Here is a 19,295-nt window from a genome sequence, read left to right as displayed (position 1 = left end):
ACTTCAAAAATGGAACTCACCCTACAAGGCAAAAGTCTTGTTTTTAATAAAAGTGATCTATTTAAAGCTAAATGCAAGGCACAATTTTTATCCGATAAAATTAGTAGCTTAAAAAAAGAGCCTTCTCAGAAGGCTTTATTTGAATTGTAGGATTGTAAAATTTGAAGATTTTGAGAAAAAAAAGAGGTTTTTTCACAGCCTGACGTCCCCGCGCTACAAGCAGTTTGGGACTAAATTAAGCCCATTATTCGGATTTGCCAAATCTTCCAAATACAAAACCATATTTAAATTAAGCCAAATCCCCAAATTGCTTGTAGCGTGTGTTAGGGTGTGTAGCTTGACGATGCTGAGCACTAACGATTAGACTTTCCAATTATCGATTCCAATTACCCAAAGTTTTCCGATTTCCGATTTCCGTTCCAAATAGTTTCCGTTTTTGAACTTCAAACTTGAGTTAAATCTCAAAGAAAATCGACAAAAAAATTCCGCTTTCGGTTTTCCATAAAGCAGTTCACGTTTCTTTGTCCGCAACAATTAAGTTTCAGATTTCGGTTCGAATTTCGGTTCGAATTTCGGTTCAGATTTGAGTTTAGATTTGAGTTCAGATTTCGGTCAGCTCGGTTTCTGCTTCGTTATGTATTTTCCTAACTAAAGTTTCTGATTAAAATCGACTGTTGATCGTCAACAGCTATACACCCTAACGTTCTGGCACTACAGCGGGTTTGGGACTAAATTATGCCCTATTTTCGGATTTGCCAAATCACCCCAAATACAAAATCAACTTCCCATTAGGCCAGATGCCCAAATCCGTTGTAGTGGCTGTTAGCAGCTGGCTCTATTTACAAACGGAATTATAAAGCGTAATCATTTCAGTAAAAAGTTTATAATCATCATCAAATTTTCCCGTATATGCATTGTTAAAAGCCTCACAGTTTTTAAGATATGGGATAATGTGGTTTTTCATGTCGCTGTTTTTTCTAATGTCATAGAAAGTACCATCTGGCATTTTGATAAAGAATTTTGTTATTCCGCTTGTAACCGCACCACCGTGGTGAAAATTGGGGTCGCCATAAGTTGTCATTTCACTATGATAGTAGTTTACTTTGAGTTTTCCGTCAACTACTCTTTCTGCCCATTTAATATAACTTTCAGGCTTATCAGCTTTTTGTGGAATTTTGTCTATGAAAACTCCATTTTTAAAAAAAGTTGATATTGTTCTCATATATTTTTTATCGTCAATCTTTCTATTGACCATTTCCTCATCAGCAAAAATAATGCTAGATAAATAGCTTTGTGATGTTAACTTATAATTTATATTATAACAATGAATTGTGTCACTTCCAGCAACGATATAATCGTTTTGTGAATAGGAAGAAAAGCTTACTAATAATAGAAAATTAAAAACGATTTTTTTCATAATTTTTATGCTAAATACTTTTGATTCTTTAAATGTTAAATTTTATTTGAAATCTATGATTCTGATTAAATATAGAAATACTTATGGTCTTGTTGATATTGATTTAATAATTTCGTAAGATTCTTGATTTTGCATCGAGCTTGCTGCTAACGTCTTGGCACTACAGCGGGTTTGGGACTAAATTAAGCCCATTCTTCGGATTTGCCAAATCATCTCAGATACAAGACCAACTTTCCATTATGCCAAATGCCCAAATCCGTTGTAGTGGCTGTTAGTGGGCGTTTTTTTATTTAGTTTGTCATTAATATTTCCACTTAAAATAAAAGGCATTTAGGATTTTATTGAATTATTTTTTCTTCATTATCCAAATATAAAATATCTTTTGGTATAAAGTTATTTTGGAAATACTTTATATTCGCTTTTGTCCAAAAGTTTAGTTTTATAGTTCCCATCGTTCCGTTATCTAGCCAATTTCCATCTTTGTCTTGAACTTCTAATTTCCACTTATAAGCTTTTCCGTTTTTAGAAAATTCTTTAAGTCTAGCAATCCCAGTTAAGCCGAAAAGAAGTTGATTCAGCATTTCGTTAGTTTCATATTCTGTAAAATCAAAATGCCAATGAAATGCTCCAAAATAAAGTGTGCTCTCACGATGATTTGTTTGCAAATAAATATTAAAACCGTTTTTGTCGTGACAAAATATTTCAAGTTCAGAATTACTTTTTTTATTAAATTTAATATTAGGATACTTAACTATTTTGTCAACTACAAAGTCAATAATATTCGTTTCGTTCATTTAATTTTTGGATTTTAAATTGCGATAGATTTCCGTTTTTACGCTAAAATGCCCACTAACTTGTATATACTCGCTACAAAGTAGCGTTTATACACCCAAATTTGGGTTGATTGGCGAAGGTTTACTTCGTTTTATTCTTTCTTTCAAATATAGAAAATAATAGTCACAAACTTACAAAGTGTGATTTTTGTTTATTTCAGTCATATTTATGCTCCGCCCAGTAAAATAGGTCATCCGAAGAAAAAATAATGCCCTGATGCGAGCTTCGGACTCCCTGATACGGTCTTCGGAGTGCTTGATAGAAGCTTCGGAATCCCTGTTGCAATCTTCGGACTTCCTGAAAAGACCTTCTGATAGCCTGTTGTAAGCTTCGGAATCCCAATTATAGTCTTCGGACAAGTTATTGTCTTCTTCGGATGGGTTTTTACGAGAATTCAGATAGCAGATTTCAGGTGGCAGAACTCAGGTTGCAGATTTTAGATTTTTAGAAGGCAGAATTCAGATTGTAGAAATGAAAAAACTCCGAATTTCACTCTTGATTAGTGAAATTCGGAGCTCATTATTTGTTGTTTTTAATCTTGGCTAAAAATCGAAATCTCTCTCTTTAGCCCCGATAGAAGTGAAAATCCTTGTGAGCCGGGGTTCGGCTCACAAGATTGTAACGTATAGCGGGACCAATGCCGACTGAAAATGCCTAATGTTTCTGCTCCTAATTATTAGCAAACTCAATTCTGTAATCTAGTGCATAGCATCGGCTGGATCTATTTTGTTTTTTCCTTTTTTGATCAAAAGAATAAAAGGAATGCACAGTAAGAATAAGACACCGAGATACATAAAGATATCCATAAATGAGAGTACAGAACTTTGCTGCATTACTTTTCCTTCGAGCACTTTATAGGCTTTGGACAAAGACTCATTGGCAGAATATCCTTTGGACATAAACCCCATTTGCAGTTGATGAACCGTTTGTTGTACTTTATATGAAGACTGGTCAAGGTATGAAATTAAATTCACGCGATGTTCCTGATTGAGCCTAGTGAGGTAAGTGGTAATAATTGCAATACCAAAAGAACCTCCCAATTGACGCATCATTCCCGTAAAGGCCGCACCTTCACCAATATGTTTCCCTTTAAGAGTAGACAATGATAAAGTGGTAATTGGCACAAATAATAATCCTAAACCAATACCTCTAAGAATTAATGGCCAAAACATGTGCTCTACGCCAGTATCTGGTGTCATTACACCACGCATCAAAAAGGTGAAAAGAAAAAATACTAGGAATCCTACTGCAACCATATAGGCTTGAGGTACTCCACGCTGAATCATTTTACCAATGAAAGGCATCATAATACCTGTTGTTATGGAACTTGGAATTAACAATAATCCAGCATCGGTAGCTGTCCATCCTAATAGAGATTGTGTGTATACTGGAATGATAAATGTCGATCCATACAATCCAAATCCCATAATGAAAGACATAATGGTTCCGATTCTAAGGTTACTGTCTTTTAATACTTTCAAGTTTACAATTGGATGCTTATAGGTGAGTTCTCGCCATATAAACAGCACTAAACCAAAGACAGAAATTACGCTTAAGATCACAATCATGCTATCATTGAACCAGTCGTCTTGTTGACCATGCTCCAAGACAAATTGCAAGGATCCAATGAAAGTTGCCAAGAGTCCAATTCCCCACCAATCGACTTGGTTTGCTTTTAGTTTGTCTCCATATTTTGGACTTTTTACATAACCTATGGTTAGCAAAGTAGCGATAATACCTATTGGAATGTTTATGTAAAAAATGAAAGGCCATGAAAAATGGTCAACAATATAACCTCCCAATGGTGGTCCCAATGTTGGCCCAACGATAACTCCCATTCCGTAAATCGCCTGTGCCATTCCTCTTTTGGCGACAGGATAACTCTCCGTTATAATGGTTTGCGCGGTCACTAATAAAGCTCCTCCACCTAGACCCTGTATGAATCGAAAGGCAACGAGTTCCCAAATATTTGTAGCATTTCCGCATAAAAAAGAAGCCACTGTAAAAATGACAATGGAGGTTGCAAAGTAATTACGACGACCAAATTGTTGTGACAACCAGCTCGTCATTGGGATTACAATTACGTTTGCAATAGCATACGCGGTAATTACCCAAGCGATATCGGTTAGGGTAGCACCAAGACTACCTCTCATATTATTTAGGGCTACGTTTACAATCGTAGTATCTACAATTTCGAGCAAAGCACACATGATACAGGTTATCGTAATGATGACCCTGTTAATGCCGTATTCTACTAAATCGTCGTCTTGGTTTTGTACCATTTTGAATTTTTAATGTATAATGGTTAAATTCCTTTAAAATTTTTCTTTAAACACATAGAAACATAGATTAAAACTTTGGATAAAGAATTACAATAGAAATAACTCTATTTTTCACATAGTTGCTATGCGGAAAGTGAAACGGCTATAAAGCTCTTTTCAAAATAGTATAATTTCTATGTTTCTATGTGTTAAATTTTACTCGCAGATTATTTCAAATGAACATCTACATCTGCGTTCATACCTGGGCGAAGCAATTTTATTTTTTCAGGATCGTTTGAAGAATTCAAGCTTATTTTTACCGGTAATCTTTGGATAGTTTTTACAAAGTTTCCTGTTGCGTTATCTGGCGGAAGTAATGAAAAACGAGATCCAGTTGCTGGTGAAAATGAAGTAAGGGTTCCTTCAAAAGCATAATCAGGATAAGCATCTACTTTTACTGTTACTTTTTGACCAATGATCATTTTGTTCAATTGTGTTTCTTTAAAATTAGCCACAACCCAAGCTTCATTGTTATTGATAATATAAAATAAAGATTGTCCTTGTTGAACCAATTGTCCTGGTTGAATGTCAATTTTTGAAACTTGTCCATCAATAGCGGCAGTTACAACTGTGTAAGTCAAGTTCAATTGAGCTACTTCCAATAATGCTTTTGCTTTTTTGATATTAGCAGCGGCAACTTCTGTTTGTTTATTTGAAACTCTTGATTTTGCTTCAATTACCGATTTTTGGAAAGTACTTGCTTTTTCTTGTTGTTGCAAAATACGTACTTGGCTTTCCGCTTCTTGTTTGGTTGCCAATGCTTGTTCATATTGTTGTTTTGTGATTGAATGAGTTTTGTATAAGTTTTCGTAACGAACATAATCACTGTTTGCTCTTCCCAATCTGATTTTCGCAGTTTCAATATTTCCTCCAGCCGATTGTACATTGGCATCCGAAACAGCAATACTTGCCATAGCACTACCAATATCTTCTTTAGCTACTGCAAATCCGCCTTCAGCAGCTACAAATGCAGCGTTTGCTTCTTCGATTTTTAATTGATAGTCTCTTTTGTCAATTGTAAATAAGGTATCTCCTTTTTTTACATAATCATTGTCTTTCACATAAACCTTACTGATATATCCTGAAACTCTTGGGATTATTGGGTTCATGTTTTTCTCAATTTGTGCATCATCCGTTTCTTCGTGTCCTTGAGAATGAAGGTATTTTGAGATTCCGTAAGTTCCTCCAACTAGGATTAAAACCGATAGGATTATAATGAATTTGGTGTTTGTTTTTTTCTTTTCCATGGTCTGGTATGGTTATATTTTTGAAAGGTTGAAGGTTTGTGATAGTTGTCCGGTTGCTGAAAGTAATTCGTAGTATTTTTGAATAATATCTACTTTGGCAATTGTTTCGGCTATTTTTGATTTCAGTTGCTCTACGTCTGCTTCTAGTAAATCATTGGTATCCGAAAGCCCGTTTTCGTATTTGTCTTTTACGATTCGGTAGTTTTCGGTTGCTTGTTCAACAGCTTGATTGTAAACTGCACTTTGTTTAATAGCCAAATCATAATTGGTAACTGCTTGTTGTACTTGAACTCTAATATTATCTTTTAATAGTTCTTCAGTATTTTTTACTTCTAAAGCTTTGCTTTCGGCAATTTTTACCTGGGTGCTGTTTTTTATAATTCCACTGACATCATATGTTAATCCAACACCAACAAACATTGCATTTTCCAATGTCATAATGTTGTTTAAATTCAAAGCAGCATATCCACCTGTTAGAGCTAGGTTAGGATAATAATTTCCTTTAGCTATCTTAATGTTGTTTTGAGATGCTTTTTCCTGAAATTGCAATGCTTCTAAGTCTTTTCGGTTTTGAAAAGCCGGTTGCTCGTCTGTAGGTACTGAATTAGTAGAGAAATTAATTAAATCACCTTCATTTACTGCCAGTTTTGTTTCTGTTGGTAATTTCAACAAAGTTACCAAATAGTAATTGATTACTTTTTCATTGTTCAAAGCTTCATCAAGAGACAATTGAATTTTGGAAACTTGAAGTTGAGCTTTCAATAAATCATTTCGCGGAATGATTCCGTTTTTTTCCAAAGCAATAAAATCATTAACGCGCTGTTCTGCACTTTTTTGATTTTCCTTTAATAATTCAATGGTTCTTTGCGTTTTGTACAGATTGGCATAGTAATTTATGACTCTCATGGCCACATCTTCTTTGGTTTTGGAAGCCATTGCATTTTCGGCTTGGAACAAATTGTCCTGGAGCTTGATTTCGTTTTGGATTTTAAATCCTGCAAATATAGGAACTCCCAAACTGGCTTGGCCTATAGCGATTCTGTCCGGTACTGGAAATGACGATGATCCCGCATCTATATCTAAATGTAAGGTTGGTTCCGTCAATTGAAGGTACTGCGCACTAAGTTTCAAATCGGGATACTGCGTGTTCTTAGCCGATTTTAATTCTTGTTTTTTCGTTTCTACTTTGGTGCTAGCCAATGAGATTTCATTACTTTTTGTCCAAGCCAATTGTATAGCTTCGTCGAGCTTTAAATTGGTTTTGTCTTGGGCGTTGATGGATGAAATTCCAATGAAGAACCCTCCAAAGAGCATTAAATAACTAACTTTCATATGTCAAGAGGGCTTTAATGGTTTGTTGAATGTGCATTGTTAAAGTTGTTTTTATATAGGTATTGTATTCTTCTTCGGTGTTTAAGTTTAAAAGAGTTTGATAAAAAGGTCTATTCAAATGAAAATGAAAATAGGTGCCAAGAATGGTTGTAGTAAGGAGCGGAACAATAATGTCTTTTCTAAAAATTCCTTTCTCTTGTCCCTCTTGGATAATTGTTTCTAATGATTTTAGATTTCCTTTCTTTAAATCAGTAAAAGCTTGAAGATTAATTACTCTTTGACTTGAGGAAAATTCAAAGTGCATAATTTTGTATATGCATCTGTTGGTGTTAATCTTATCGATATAAAGTTCAATAAGCTTGTGTATTTTTTGAAGTGGATCTAAATCTTCCAAAGTCAAAATATCAAGCTGTAATTTAATATCTACTGCACGGTTTAAAATGATGGCTTCCAATAATTGTTCTTTGGATCCAAAATAATAAGAAACCATTGCGACATTTATTTTGGCTTCCTTGGCTATGTCCCGTATCGAAGTACCATCGAATCCTTTTTCAGCAAATAGCTTTTCGGCCACTTGTAAAATTTGAATTTGTTTTTCGTTAAAATCCGTTTTCAAAGCTTTACTTTTAAATTCGGTACAAAATTAAACAACTGTTTAAATTAAACGATTGTTTAATTTTGTTTTAACTTTTTTTTAACGGTTAATGATAGGGTAAATTACGGTTATATCGATTTCGTAATTACCTGTATAAATGGAGGTTAATAATATAAGGCATATAAGTTTGGCTTTAAAAACCAATTACTTATATGCCTTATATGGTAAAAAATAAATACTTTTTATTTTATTTAGAATGTTTTTTCTTTGATGGGAATCCAAATTTCCTCTTCTGAGTTAGGGTCGTCTTTTTTATATTTTGCCCCTAATATTTCAAAATGGGGTCTGAGGTCCAACTTGTATTTTGAATTTGGAATCCAAGTTCTGAAGATATAATCAAAAATAGCGATGTCGTGTCCTTTAAGTTCAAAAACGGCATAAAGTCCACCAGATAAAGTAAATGGTTCCATCTCGGCGGGTATGTTTTCAAAGTTAGTTACTTCTAGCGTTGCCCATTTTTCGAAAATGGCATTGGGAGTGAAAGCTTCAAAATAGGTTGGCTCATAGACTTGTATGGCAAAAAGATCCGAACTGATAGGATTTTGAATTTCGGTACGTCTTGGTATAAAACTTTTCCACAATTCATGCGTTTTGTTATTCGCAAGTGATGTTTGCAATCGTTTGCCAATTAATTTTTTTTCGGATAAAATTTCAATTCTTGGAGTCATTGCAAACTATTTAGAAATATTTTTTTTTAAGCAAACACTAGTTTCAATATTTTCATATTGACCGTAATTAGAGATTATCTCGTAACCGTTTTTTTGATACAATGAAATGGCTTCGGGATTGTTTTTTCCAGTTTCCAGAACGAAGTTGGTATAATTGAATTCGCTTGCCCAAATTTCCAGCTCTTTTAAAACTGTACTGGCAATTCCTTTTCCTCGGTAATCAGGATGAACAAACATTCTTTTTATCTCAACAGTATTTTGATCAAATTCCTTGAATGCACCACAACCAATTGCTACGGCTTCCTGATAACAAACCACAACATGATTGATTTTGTCAAGGGTATTATGCTGGGCATAAAAACTATGGTCTTCACCATCTCTACTTCTCAAAACTTCATCGAGTAAAACGACCAGTTTTTGGAAATCAATGTTTTCGGAGGTTGTTCTTGTTGTGGTGGGCATGGTTTGTTGTTTTGCTTAGACAGATTTATATGATTGTCTTCAATCTCTCTATAATTTTTTTGATTACAAATTTACAAATTATACCATACTTATTTAACAGTGCATTTGAACTCTTGAATTTCATTGTTAATTTTCGCATTTGACTTAAAAACGCTGATGATTTCTGCCATTATTGATAATGCTATTTCTTCTGGAGTTTGACTTCCAATAGGTAAGCCAACTGGTCCATGAATTTTATCAAAGACCATATCATCAATAAGTAAATCAGTATCAAGGATTGCATTAAGCAATTTTTCTCTACGATGTACCGGTCCAAGAAGACCTATATAGCGAACTTTTGAAGCAATAATAGTTAGTAAGAATCGTAAATCTTTAGAGTAATTATGACTCATTACTACAACAGCAGTATTCTTGCAAAATAAATCATGATCTAAATCTTCTGGTTTGACCGTCAAGACCAGTTTTGCAAATGGAAAATCACTACTATTTACAGTACTGTATTCAGAACCTATAACTATGACTTCCCATCCTAAGAATGAAGCGATCTGACTTAATTTCTCTGAGTCATGTTCTATTCCAAAAATGCATAATCTGTTTAATGGCTGGATTTTCTGTTTAAAAATTAAAGTATTGGAGTCTTCCTTATAATTAGAATTATAAATAGTGATGTCTTTGAATTCAAAAGAGGTTCCAAAACTTGGTTTACTTATTTCATCCTTTAGAAATGAACAAGATAACGAAAAAGGGTGCCTTTCATAAATAGCATGCTCTATTAAATCGATGAGTTTATTATCTGGAAGGAATAATTCAATTAAAATATAGATACTTCCTTCACAGCCTAATCTATAACGCCCATCGTATTTAAAGACCTTTGAACAACTTGAAGAAAATACACTAAACGATTGTCTTATAACTTCCTGCTCTACGCATCCTCCGCTTAATGCACCTGTAATATTTTGATTTTCATCAATCAACATTTGAGTACCTTCCTTTCGATAGGAAGAACCCTCCACATAGACAATTGTAGCAAGAACCGTTCGTAAATTCTTTTTACCGGCTCTTTTGTAAGACTCTATAATTTTTAAAAATTCGTGGGTCATTTATTCTACGATTTATGCTTTTCAGGGATAATTAATTATTCCCGAAAAGATTTTTATAGTTTAATTGAATATATTCTAAAATTTCACTTGATGAAGGTTTTGGATTACCAGTCATGTCTTCGAGAACATTAGCTATCAAATGATGCAGGTCGTTTATATGTAATTCTCCAGATTTCAAATCCCATTTTAATGGGTTTACTATAGGAATATCATCTTTGCGGGCATTGTTCAGTTCTAACAAACATGAAAAATCTGGTGCAGCTTTATCTCTTTCTGTAAGGTTCCCTTCAAGATTAAAACAATTTTGAACTGTCTTGATAATAGATGAATGATCAAATGGAGTATAACCATTTGGTCTTGCAATAAGTCCTTTCTTGATATATGGATTAATGACAACACAAGGTACACGTACACCAAATCGGTTGAAAAGGAATCCATCCTGACCAGTTCGTTCATCTTCATAAGGATTTTTGGCACCGCTAGGAGGAGGAACATGATCGTAGGTACCACCATGTTCATCATAAGTGATAATAAACATAGTGCTGTCAAAAGCTGGTGAAGATTTTATCATATTGTATATATCAGCAATAAGTTTTTCACCAGCGCGAATGTCTGTAGGTGGATGCTGGTCGTTTTGTCCCTCCCCACCATAGTTAGGTTCTAAAAATGAGTAACTAGGCAGTTTTCCGTCCTTACATTTTGATTCAAAATCTGTCAGTGTCCCAAAGTTATTGTTATATTTTGAATCATGTAATTGTTTCATGATAAGTCTGGTAAGTGAAAAATGGTTATTTCCGAATTTTCCATCTTCATCTTTGGTACTAGCGAAATCATTGTTACCAAAAATCCCCCAACTAAGATCTTTTCTCCCTTCATCAATAGCTTCTTGTATCTGGTTAAAGATGGTTCTCGCATCACATTGTGCAATAGGACTGTTATTAACATGACCTGTCGAAGTTGCTGCATGCACAAAGTCGCGATTAGGAATAGTCTGGCTAGGAACTGAGCAATGATAATGATCACAAACAGCAAAACCCCTAGCCAACTCGCTTAAAACTGGAGTTTGTTCGGGAGTGTAACACTTCATTATGGCACGAGGGTTTGTGGGATCATCACCAAAACTGAACGCCCCGTATAACATAGCATTTTGATAATTTTGGACAAATCCCATATTAATGGCTGGAGGAGCATATTGCTGAGCTACATCATATTTTAGATACAATTGATGATTGGTGTCTTTGTAACCTTCTCCCGGGTCTGGGTTTGGAAGGGTGAAATCTACTGGGTTTGGGACAAGCTCACCTCTGCTTTTTTTGGGCTGACCGTTTTTTTCAATCATTACTTTCTCAATAAAAGGGATTCCATCTGAATCTATATTATCAATTGGATTCCATAGGTCTTTTGTTAGCCCCTCAAAATGTTGATTATGGGGTGGTTTTTCATCACTATATAACCAACCTAATAGATTGTCAAAAGATCTGTTTTCTAACATTAGCACAACAATATGCTTAATTGTATTTTGTAACTTGTCTTTATTTGGAGCTAGATATTGGTTCATTTTATTGAAGTTATGGTTGCTAAGTTTTTGGTGACGAATTGAGAATTCTTTAGTGTGTCGCTTTGATTAAATTCTGAGCATCAACTCTTGTATGTCCTGGAGGCGAAACTATAAGATCTGTTTTGGATAAAGCAGTCCATAAAACATTGTCTTGAAATGCGATAGTAGCACCTCCACGTTTTTCCTGAGAAATCATGCGATTGATATCACCGACACAAACCCAGTCTGAATCAACACTAATTGCCCATTTAGCGTGGTCGTGTGTTTCCGGCCAATTCCAAGGCACCCCAAGTGGACTTAGGTCAATATATTTAACATCGAAGGTTTTGTGAATCCCATCACTATCTAGTGTAGGAGGTATTTTACCTCGAATCCATGTTTCTACATTAATATCTGCCCCAAGTGTTGGGCCAACAAGATCGTTCCAAAAATCTTTGTTCCATTCTTTGTTCTTTGCAATAACTTTAAAGTCAAATCCTCCTCTGGATTTGTAAGCCAATACATCCGAATCGGCTGTAGGATTAGCATTAAGGGTTTGACTTAGAATATTAAGAGGATCGTTTTTGTCTAATGAATTTGGAACCTGGGGTAAATATACTTGCGGAACCTGATGGTTAGCCATTTGAGCAGCAATTTTGCTTGCAGTTTCAATGTCTATGGATATGCAAAGAAAAGTTTGTCCGTACTCTGGTGTTGGCATTGAGGTAGCTTCAGCGTCTGCATATTTAGGCCAGGAATGGAGTAACCATAAGGCTGTTTTTGTATCAGTATCAAATGCAAGTACGCCTTTGGTATGCCCAAACATACTGCTGTCAGTTCTCTTTGTATCTGCGGGCATTTCATCGTTGTAAAGAATCCATCCTGTACTTGGTGATGGTGTGTCGAAGATAGCCTTCAATGTAAGGTCAAGTGCTCCTTTTCCATCAGTTAGTAAATTAGGAGATTGAACAACCTTTTTTATATTAGGGTCATAATAGACATATTCGTAGCCAGTTGCTGTAGGTTCGTTTGCTGTTTTGCCTAATTTTGGAACTTTATATGCAAACCACCAGTCAACTGGTTTACCATTTTCATCTAATGCTGAAATTCCATTACTGATAGTATTAGCCATTTTATTTTTTTTAAGTTTTCTTATAATATTTAGTATAGTTATACCGATTCAAATTTTTGATGATTTGAATCGGTATTCTATAATGGATTGCGTGTGCAGTAAGATTATTTATTAGGAGCAATATCTCCACGACGAATTGGTACCTGGACAGCTTTGTACTGTGAAGCAAAACTTCCTTTTTCTGCGGCTTCTTTGGCAGTGAAAAAATTTTGCAAAGCAATTGCTACCTGAAAGGAGAAATCTGTTGAATATACTGTTTGATTCATAGATGTTCCACATTCTATGTTTTGAAACCATTTCATCCATTCATCACCTCCACCACCTACAGGTGGTGTTTTTCCACCATCTGGAGCCGCATTAGGAGGAACAAGTGATGTTACTGCGGGATATTCGGCAGCATTATGGCATGACATACAGGAAACTGTATTTAAATCGGCAGGACCGTCTAATCTGCCATTCCAACCAAGATGCTGAGGAGGTAAGTTAGGGCCTTCGAAAATTACGGTTTCTTTTAGGTCTTTGTTAACCTCAGTTTTAATTGGTGGATATGGAGATGTTTTGTTGATTCTGTTTTTAGGATCATTCCCCCACATAAGACCAACAGGCACCAAGTTCATGAGTTTGTTTTTCTGATTTAATTTTCCGTTGTAGCAAAAGGTTCCAAATACCCAACCAGTTCCGTCAGGATTACTCGGGCTTCTATCTGCTCTTGCATCGCGAACAGAAATATCCATTTGTAACAGATGTACATCGGAAACAACTCTTTTGTCTGATTTCCAAAAATTTTCAGTAATGTAAGCTTTCCATGTTAGCGGATTTACAAGATAATCTACAAAGTCTGTTCCTTTGGGAGCATCGGTAAAAAGTAATTTTACGAAAACTGTTCCTATCGGGAATCCACCATTTTCATAACGTTTATCCAATGTTTTTAGATTAGGATTTTCAGGGTCTTTCCACATTTTCCCCATTGCATAACCTGCTTTATCATTAATTAAAGTAATTGCATAAACAGAATAATCGCCATCAACTCCCTTAAGATTAGGTCCTAATTGGTAAGGTCCCAGTGGAGCCTCTTTAATAAGACCGTGGAAACCTTCGGTACCGCCGTTTGGTGGATAGGCACCCGGTCCTTCAACACTTGGATGTAACCATGGAATATGATACCAATTACGAACTTTATTTTTGTAAGGATTCCATTCTTCTGTATTTCCTTCAAAACCATAATCACGAACGGCTTCAATATATTTTAAGGGTTCTTTTTTGAAATCGATGTCAAGAAAAGCGGGCATATCAGCAGGCATTTCTGTTGGGAAATCTGCTTTTAGACGAAATATAGGTTGGTCAGAATATTTTTCTTGGTATTCCTCGGGGCTTACCATGTAACCGAAATCAGGGAATCCATTTTCTTCAAAATTTTGGCTCTCTAATGCGGTTAGTACAGTTGTATTTTTTTGAGCGACTGGTGCTTCATTTTTTTTTCCGTTGCAGGAAGCAAAAAAGACGGAAGTTGCGATGATAAGTGGTTTTAAGTGTTTCATTGGTCGTTAACTAGTTAGTATTAATTGATTTTTATATATAATTATTTAATTGGTTTTATTCTCCAAGATTCTTTTCACTTACTTCACAAGCTCTGCGTACTTCCTGAACTGTTGCTGGCGCGTCAAAACGAAAGAGTTGAGGCAGATTGCGTTCTTTTCTTGAAGCACGAATTGCAGCTTTTATAGCGAAGAAAACACTGTTTGCTAATACTAGGGGAGGTTCGCCAACTTCCTTTGCTGAAAATATTTGGTTGGTATCTTCAGGAATGCTTTGTACAGATTCATCATTTCTGGGGAAAAGAAAAGTATTCATTTCTAACGGAATGGTTGTAATTGCAGGAATCTTATAACGCCAGGTGTTGGTTGAATTTAATCTACCTTTATTGACTCCATCTGTTTCTGATACTAATTTTTCAGTTAGCAGATATCCAATACCTTGAACAAAAGCACCTTCTACTTGTCCTATATCTATGGCAGGATTCAAGCTCCATCCCATATCATAGATGATGTCAGAACTAATTATTTTTACTTCTCCTGTAAGGATATCGACTTCTGTGACAGAGCAAGCAGCAGAATAAGTGAAACCAACAAATGAATCAACACCACCACCAAGTTTAGCATCAGGAATGCGGTCTATACCTGGAATGTTAGGCTGATCTTTTTCGGTTTTGAATGTCATGGCTGGTATTTGAACCTCACCACCTTTTATTTTAGCAGTAAAAGAAGCAATAAGATTAACTCTTTGTGACGCTGCTTGACTGATTAGGTTTTGCCAAATCATTATTTCACTTCCGTCACCGCCTTTAATTTTTTTAGCCCAACCTTTATTTTCTCCAGCGCCATAGTTCCAAAAATCTATGTTCTTATTTTTACACCACTCTTCACCATTATCTTTTAACATTTGAAAACCAAATTCCATAAGTCTGGATCGCATTTCTTCGCAGGTTTGTTTTACTGCCTCACAAGAATAGGGTGTTCCTGTAGAACCACCTGTACTTGTCGGATTTGGCGTGATACTCGTGTTTACATTGTCAATAAATATCATTTCCATTGGTATCCCCAAGACATAAGCTGCGACTTGCTGAGCCTGAGTAACCAAGCCCTGTCCAATTTCAACACCGCCTTGATGGATGACGACAGTCCCGTCACCAGGATTTATGACCACGATTGCAGCTGATTGCTCCAGTGCAAGTAAATTGTATCCTGAGCCATATTTTACAGGTATCATAGAAATACCTCTTTTATGCCATTTGTTTTCTTTGTTAAATTTCTCAACCTCTAGGTACTTAGCTTCAAAATTGGAAACTTTCTTAGCATAAGCCCAGACTTGCTTCATATAACAGTAAGAGAGTGCTTGTCCAAATGGGGTAACATCACCACGGTCGTAGAGATTTTTTTCACGTAGATCTTCCGGTCTCATGTCTAATGAGACAGCAGCATCATCGATAGCATTTTCAACAATATTTTTGCCTTGTACATCACCAAAGGCTCTCATTGCTGTACTAGGAGCCGTATTGGTACGACACACATCAATTTGACTTTCAAAATTTTTGATTTTGTAGGCATTGTCAGTCCGTAATTGGATACAATTGGATACGATAAACGAGCAGTCATAGAAAGCACCGCCATCTCCCCACATTTTTAATTGGAATCCGTGAATAATTCCTTTATTGTTTTCATCATGCTGACCAGAATCGACAGCGATTTGGTATTCACCATAGTAGGCATGACGTTTTCCAATCATTGCTGTATCTTCATCACGAGGAACTGCAAGACGAACGGGTCTTTTGGTTGCTTTTGCAGCAACGGCTGTTGGTCCGGCAATAAAACGTGTTTGTTCTGTTTTTCCCCCAAATCCACCTCCTACTGGTGGTACTTCAACTTCTATTTGATGATGATACATTCCCAGTGCGGAAGCAACAGTATCATGCATTCCTCCGGGACTCTGTACAGATGGTTGTACTTTCATACGGTGTTCATCCATAGGAGTTACGATACAAGCCTGTGGTTCCATGTAAAAATGGGCTTGACCACCACATAGCTGTGAGGAACTTACGACAGTACAAGGTACGCTGTCAACAGTAGTTTCTTTTGTGTCTATTTTTTGATCGCGTAAAAGAACTTTAGGGACCGTAGAATCATAATCTGTTGTCCATTTAAATTGGCTTCCGGGGCGGGTTATTTTCCAAATATGGGAAGCAAAAAAAGCGGATTTTGGTGCGTCGGGAAAAATACTTTCCTTTTTAATTGCGTCAAGTAAATCTATAATCGGTTCGCTCCATTTATCTATCCAAGGGCTTCCTGGTTTTGAATATTGAACGCATTCTGTGGATACGAAAGCAGCAATCTTAATTGCATCTTGTTCGGTAGGAGCCAGTACCATAGCAATAGATTGTCCTACATAACTAACCAACTGTGTAGCGAAGAGAGGCTGATCACTTCCCATTCCTTGCAAGTTACGACCTCCATTTTTGATATTTTCATGGGTAATGATGTCGGTAAAAGTTGGAAAACGATTTTTTAGAAATACACGTAATTCAGCTATTGTGGCTGTATTTTTATTGTTTGGAATTACAAAAGAGTAATTCATCAGCGCACTTTGACTTTGTACGAATGCACCGTTTAAAGTCAATGGCGGCACTGCGAGTTCATGTGTGTAATTTGTTTGTCCCGAAGTCTGATACATAGCTGTAACCTTGATATAAGGTTGTGCCACTGGAGCTTTATATTCTTGTGTTGCATACTCTTGTATTCCGTCACTTACTGGCCAGTTACCCCATTTTACTTCAGCTGTTGATAGCAGATTTTCAGGTATGGAAGCACCTTTAATCTTTAAGGCATTTACAATTGCTTTAAAGAAAAAAGAAACGGCAAGCTGTGTGCGATATTCCAAAGTGAAGTCTTCGTTTGGAACTTCTTCCATTCTTTTTTTCTGAGCATCAAGTTCTTTGGAGACTTCCTTAGATAATATTTTTGAAAGTTTTTCAACATCTGCTAAGGTTAGTTTTTTATTCTTCATGGCCTCCTCAGTTTCTGTCGCTCTCCAAGGATAAGGTGCAATACCGCCAAATACAAGCATTGCAGATTTAACGATAAGCTCATCATTTATACTAAAATTGGTAGTTGCATTGACTATACTATGTGCGTTTACTTCGCGAAGAGCCACTTTTTGTGCTAATACAACATCATTTGCATCCTTCAAAGGAATTACATAGGAAGTAAGTACAATCTCATCTGCAAGTTTTGGGTCCTTTACAACTGCTTCAACAAGTTCTTCAACTGTTTTTGTATGCTCCTTAAAACTACCGTTTTTGTCCAATAATAAATAGCTAATCTTGGCTTCTACAGCAAATAGAGCCGTAAATAGATCGGATGGAAAAGGTTCTCCAGTATGTATTGGAATATGTTTTAGTACCAACATGGTGTTACCGCCAATTGTTGCGACATTACGAACAATACGGCCAGCTGTTCGGCGTGCCATATAGTCCAATGATTCTAAGATTGAAATATCAGATAAAGAAGTCTTTCTGTTAACTTGTTTGAGCTTACTAATACCTTGAGATAAAATCTCGATAAGTTCACTGTATGTTGTACTAGCTGCTATTTGGAGATAGTCATCTGTCAATTTACACTCAATATTTAAATCTGGTATTAGTCGGATATCGACAAAAAAAGTAGTGTCTAAATACTCGTTTTTGTAAATTCCATAAGAGGTGTTAGCATGTACGAGTCGGACATTCTTGTTGTTTTTAAGAATTTCGGCTAGTTCCGGTAGTGACTTTGGAGTTACCCAACGGTTTGTCGAAACACCAGAAGCTGATTGTTGTGCCGCTTTAGGAAACGGAATTTCAACATTGGAAGGAAGTTGTGCTACAGTAACAGGATCTAGTTTACATTGCATTCTGTTTTCTTCATCAGCATTACTCCAATCTGAAGCAAAGGTTTTCATTCCAGTTAAAATTGATCGGTAACCAGTGCAACGGCATAAGTTTCCATCAAATGCCTGTTCTATTTCTTTTTTTGTTGCTTTTGGATTATTATGTATGAATTCCGACATATTCATTACAAATCCAACACTGCAGTACCCACACTGGCTTCCGTTGTTTAATGCCAATTGATATGCCACTGGGTTCATTCCTAAATGTGACTGTTCCGAAGGATAATCTGAGATTTCTTCTATAATCTTCAATTCTGCAGAACACGTTGTATGTTGAAGATTTTTAGAGATTTCTTCCTGAACTGCAGTACGTTTGTCTTCAGCTCCTTTCTTGGCAGCATCTAGTACAGGAGAGTTGTCTTCATCGATAGTTAAACTACTACGTGTTGAACTAGATTTTTGTATAAGAAATTCAGGATCAGGTTTACGAACACCACCAGTTCCTTCAATCGTAGTAATAGAAAGGCCTCCTATTGCACATACAGGTCTAAGACATGAGTTGATAGCAAGATGTTCAGCTTCCTTTTTTTTATCATTCCATTCTGATAGTATTACTGTACAACCACCACAGCCTCCTTGACCACATGGTTTTTTCGGTCCTGAGAGACCGACTTCTGGAGATCGTAAATAATCAATTAAAAGTAAATCTGGTGAGGGGTTTTCTAGGGTTATGGCTTTTCCATTCAGAAAAAAATTTACAGAATTTTTCATGTTAGTCTTGGAGGATTTGTTTCGTTTTTAAATTTGTTGTACTTTTTTCATTATAAAATAGATATTTACAGAGTTTATTTAAAGCTAGTAAGACTCTTTGTTTTATTAGGAAAAATAATAATAATTAAGTAAATATATGCTATTTAACTTATAAATATGCTTTTATTTGTAAAAAATAGATTTACTTTCAATTTAATAATTCAAATTTGATGAATTAATTTATTGAGTTTAAAAAAAATAGCATTAGCCCTTATTATTAAGTCATAAAGAGGGTAAATAGGGTTATGAGTACAAAAGAAGTGATTATTGAAAGTCAGTTGGTTTGGAGCTATAGTTGATTTTAGCTAACAATATTCATACGAAACAAAAGCATTGAATTTGATGCTACTGTTTTTGAGAAGGAT

The 19,295-nt window shown here is 35.7% G+C and carries 13 protein-coding genes; all 13 read right to left on the bottom strand.

All coding sequences use genetic code 11. The features are described 5' to 3' along the window. Positions 1 to 835 precede the first annotated feature (835 nt). The 13 genes from AC1DY0_RS17525 to AC1DY0_RS17465 all read right to left on the bottom strand — a co-directional run bounded on the left by AC1DY0_RS17525 (position 836) and on the right by AC1DY0_RS17465 (position 18,891). A complete protein-coding gene (locus tag AC1DY0_RS17525; RefSeq protein WP_477189879.1) occupies positions 836 to 1,417 on the bottom strand; it encodes a hypothetical protein in 582 nt (193 codons plus the stop codon). A gap of 338 nt (positions 1,418 to 1,755) precedes the next feature. After that, positions 1,756 to 2,211: a hypothetical protein gene (locus tag AC1DY0_RS17520; RefSeq protein WP_477189878.1), complete on the bottom strand. Its 456-nt coding sequence runs from the start codon at positions 2,209 to 2,211 to the stop codon at positions 1,756 to 1,758. A 738-nt stretch (positions 2,212 to 2,949) separates the two neighbouring features. Beyond that, entirely contained in the window at positions 2,950 to 4,533 is a 1,584-nt protein-coding gene (locus AC1DY0_RS17515) for an MDR family MFS transporter (RefSeq protein ID WP_477189877.1), read from the bottom strand. Positions 4,534 to 4,739: 206 nt separating this feature from the next. Continuing rightward, the gene (locus AC1DY0_RS17510; RefSeq protein ID WP_477189876.1) at positions 4,740 to 5,819 is read right to left on the bottom strand and encodes an HlyD family secretion protein; all 1,080 of its coding nucleotides are present in this window, start codon (positions 5,817 to 5,819) and stop codon (positions 4,740 to 4,742) included. A 12-nt stretch (positions 5,820 to 5,831) separates the two neighbouring features. Next, the gene (locus tag AC1DY0_RS17505) at positions 5,832 to 7,151 is read right to left on the bottom strand and encodes a TolC family protein (protein WP_477189875.1); all 1,320 of its coding nucleotides are present in this window, start codon (positions 7,149 to 7,151) and stop codon (positions 5,832 to 5,834) included. After that, on the bottom strand, positions 7,141 to 7,767 hold the full coding sequence (locus tag AC1DY0_RS17500) for a TetR/AcrR family transcriptional regulator (RefSeq protein WP_477189874.1): 627 nt from the start codon (positions 7,765 to 7,767) through the stop codon (positions 7,141 to 7,143). The genes AC1DY0_RS17505 and AC1DY0_RS17500 overlap by 11 nt, the downstream gene beginning before the upstream one ends. A gap of 230 nt (positions 7,768 to 7,997) precedes the next feature. Further along, positions 7,998 to 8,474: a GyrI-like domain-containing protein gene (locus tag AC1DY0_RS17495; RefSeq protein ID WP_477189873.1), complete on the bottom strand. Its 477-nt coding sequence runs from the start codon at positions 8,472 to 8,474 to the stop codon at positions 7,998 to 8,000. Between the two features lie 6 nt (positions 8,475 to 8,480). Further along, positions 8,481 to 8,936, bottom strand: coding sequence for a GNAT family N-acetyltransferase (locus tag AC1DY0_RS17490; RefSeq protein ID WP_477189872.1), 456 nt, complete (start codon positions 8,934 to 8,936; stop codon positions 8,481 to 8,483). 89 nt (positions 8,937 to 9,025) lie between these two features. After that, positions 9,026 to 10,036: an XdhC family protein gene (locus AC1DY0_RS17485; protein WP_477189871.1), complete on the bottom strand. Its 1,011-nt coding sequence runs from the start codon at positions 10,034 to 10,036 to the stop codon at positions 9,026 to 9,028. Between the two features lie 31 nt (positions 10,037 to 10,067). Then, complete coding sequence (locus AC1DY0_RS17480) at positions 10,068 to 11,594, bottom strand: alkaline phosphatase family protein (RefSeq protein ID WP_477189870.1); 1,527 nt, start codon at positions 11,592 to 11,594, stop codon at positions 10,068 to 10,070. Between the two features lie 49 nt (positions 11,595 to 11,643). Then, a complete protein-coding gene (locus AC1DY0_RS17475; protein WP_477189869.1) occupies positions 11,644 to 12,705 on the bottom strand; it encodes a deoxyribonuclease II family protein in 1,062 nt (353 codons plus the stop codon). Positions 12,706 to 12,809: 104 nt separating this feature from the next. Further along, positions 12,810 to 14,243: a hypothetical protein gene (locus tag AC1DY0_RS17470; protein WP_477189868.1), complete on the bottom strand. Its 1,434-nt coding sequence runs from the start codon at positions 14,241 to 14,243 to the stop codon at positions 12,810 to 12,812. A gap of 55 nt (positions 14,244 to 14,298) precedes the next feature. After that, positions 14,299 to 18,891 carry a molybdopterin cofactor-binding domain-containing protein gene (locus tag AC1DY0_RS17465; RefSeq protein WP_477189867.1) on the bottom strand — a complete coding sequence of 1,531 codons (4,593 nt, stop codon included), beginning with the start codon at positions 18,889 to 18,891 and terminating at the stop codon, positions 14,299 to 14,301. Positions 18,892 to 19,295: the final 404 nt, after the last annotated feature.

Source organism: Flavobacterium sp. P1_E4 (assembly GCF_056405915.1).
The sequence above is the reverse complement of the archived record's forward strand: the minus strand, read 5'-3'. Positions and strand labels throughout refer to the sequence as shown.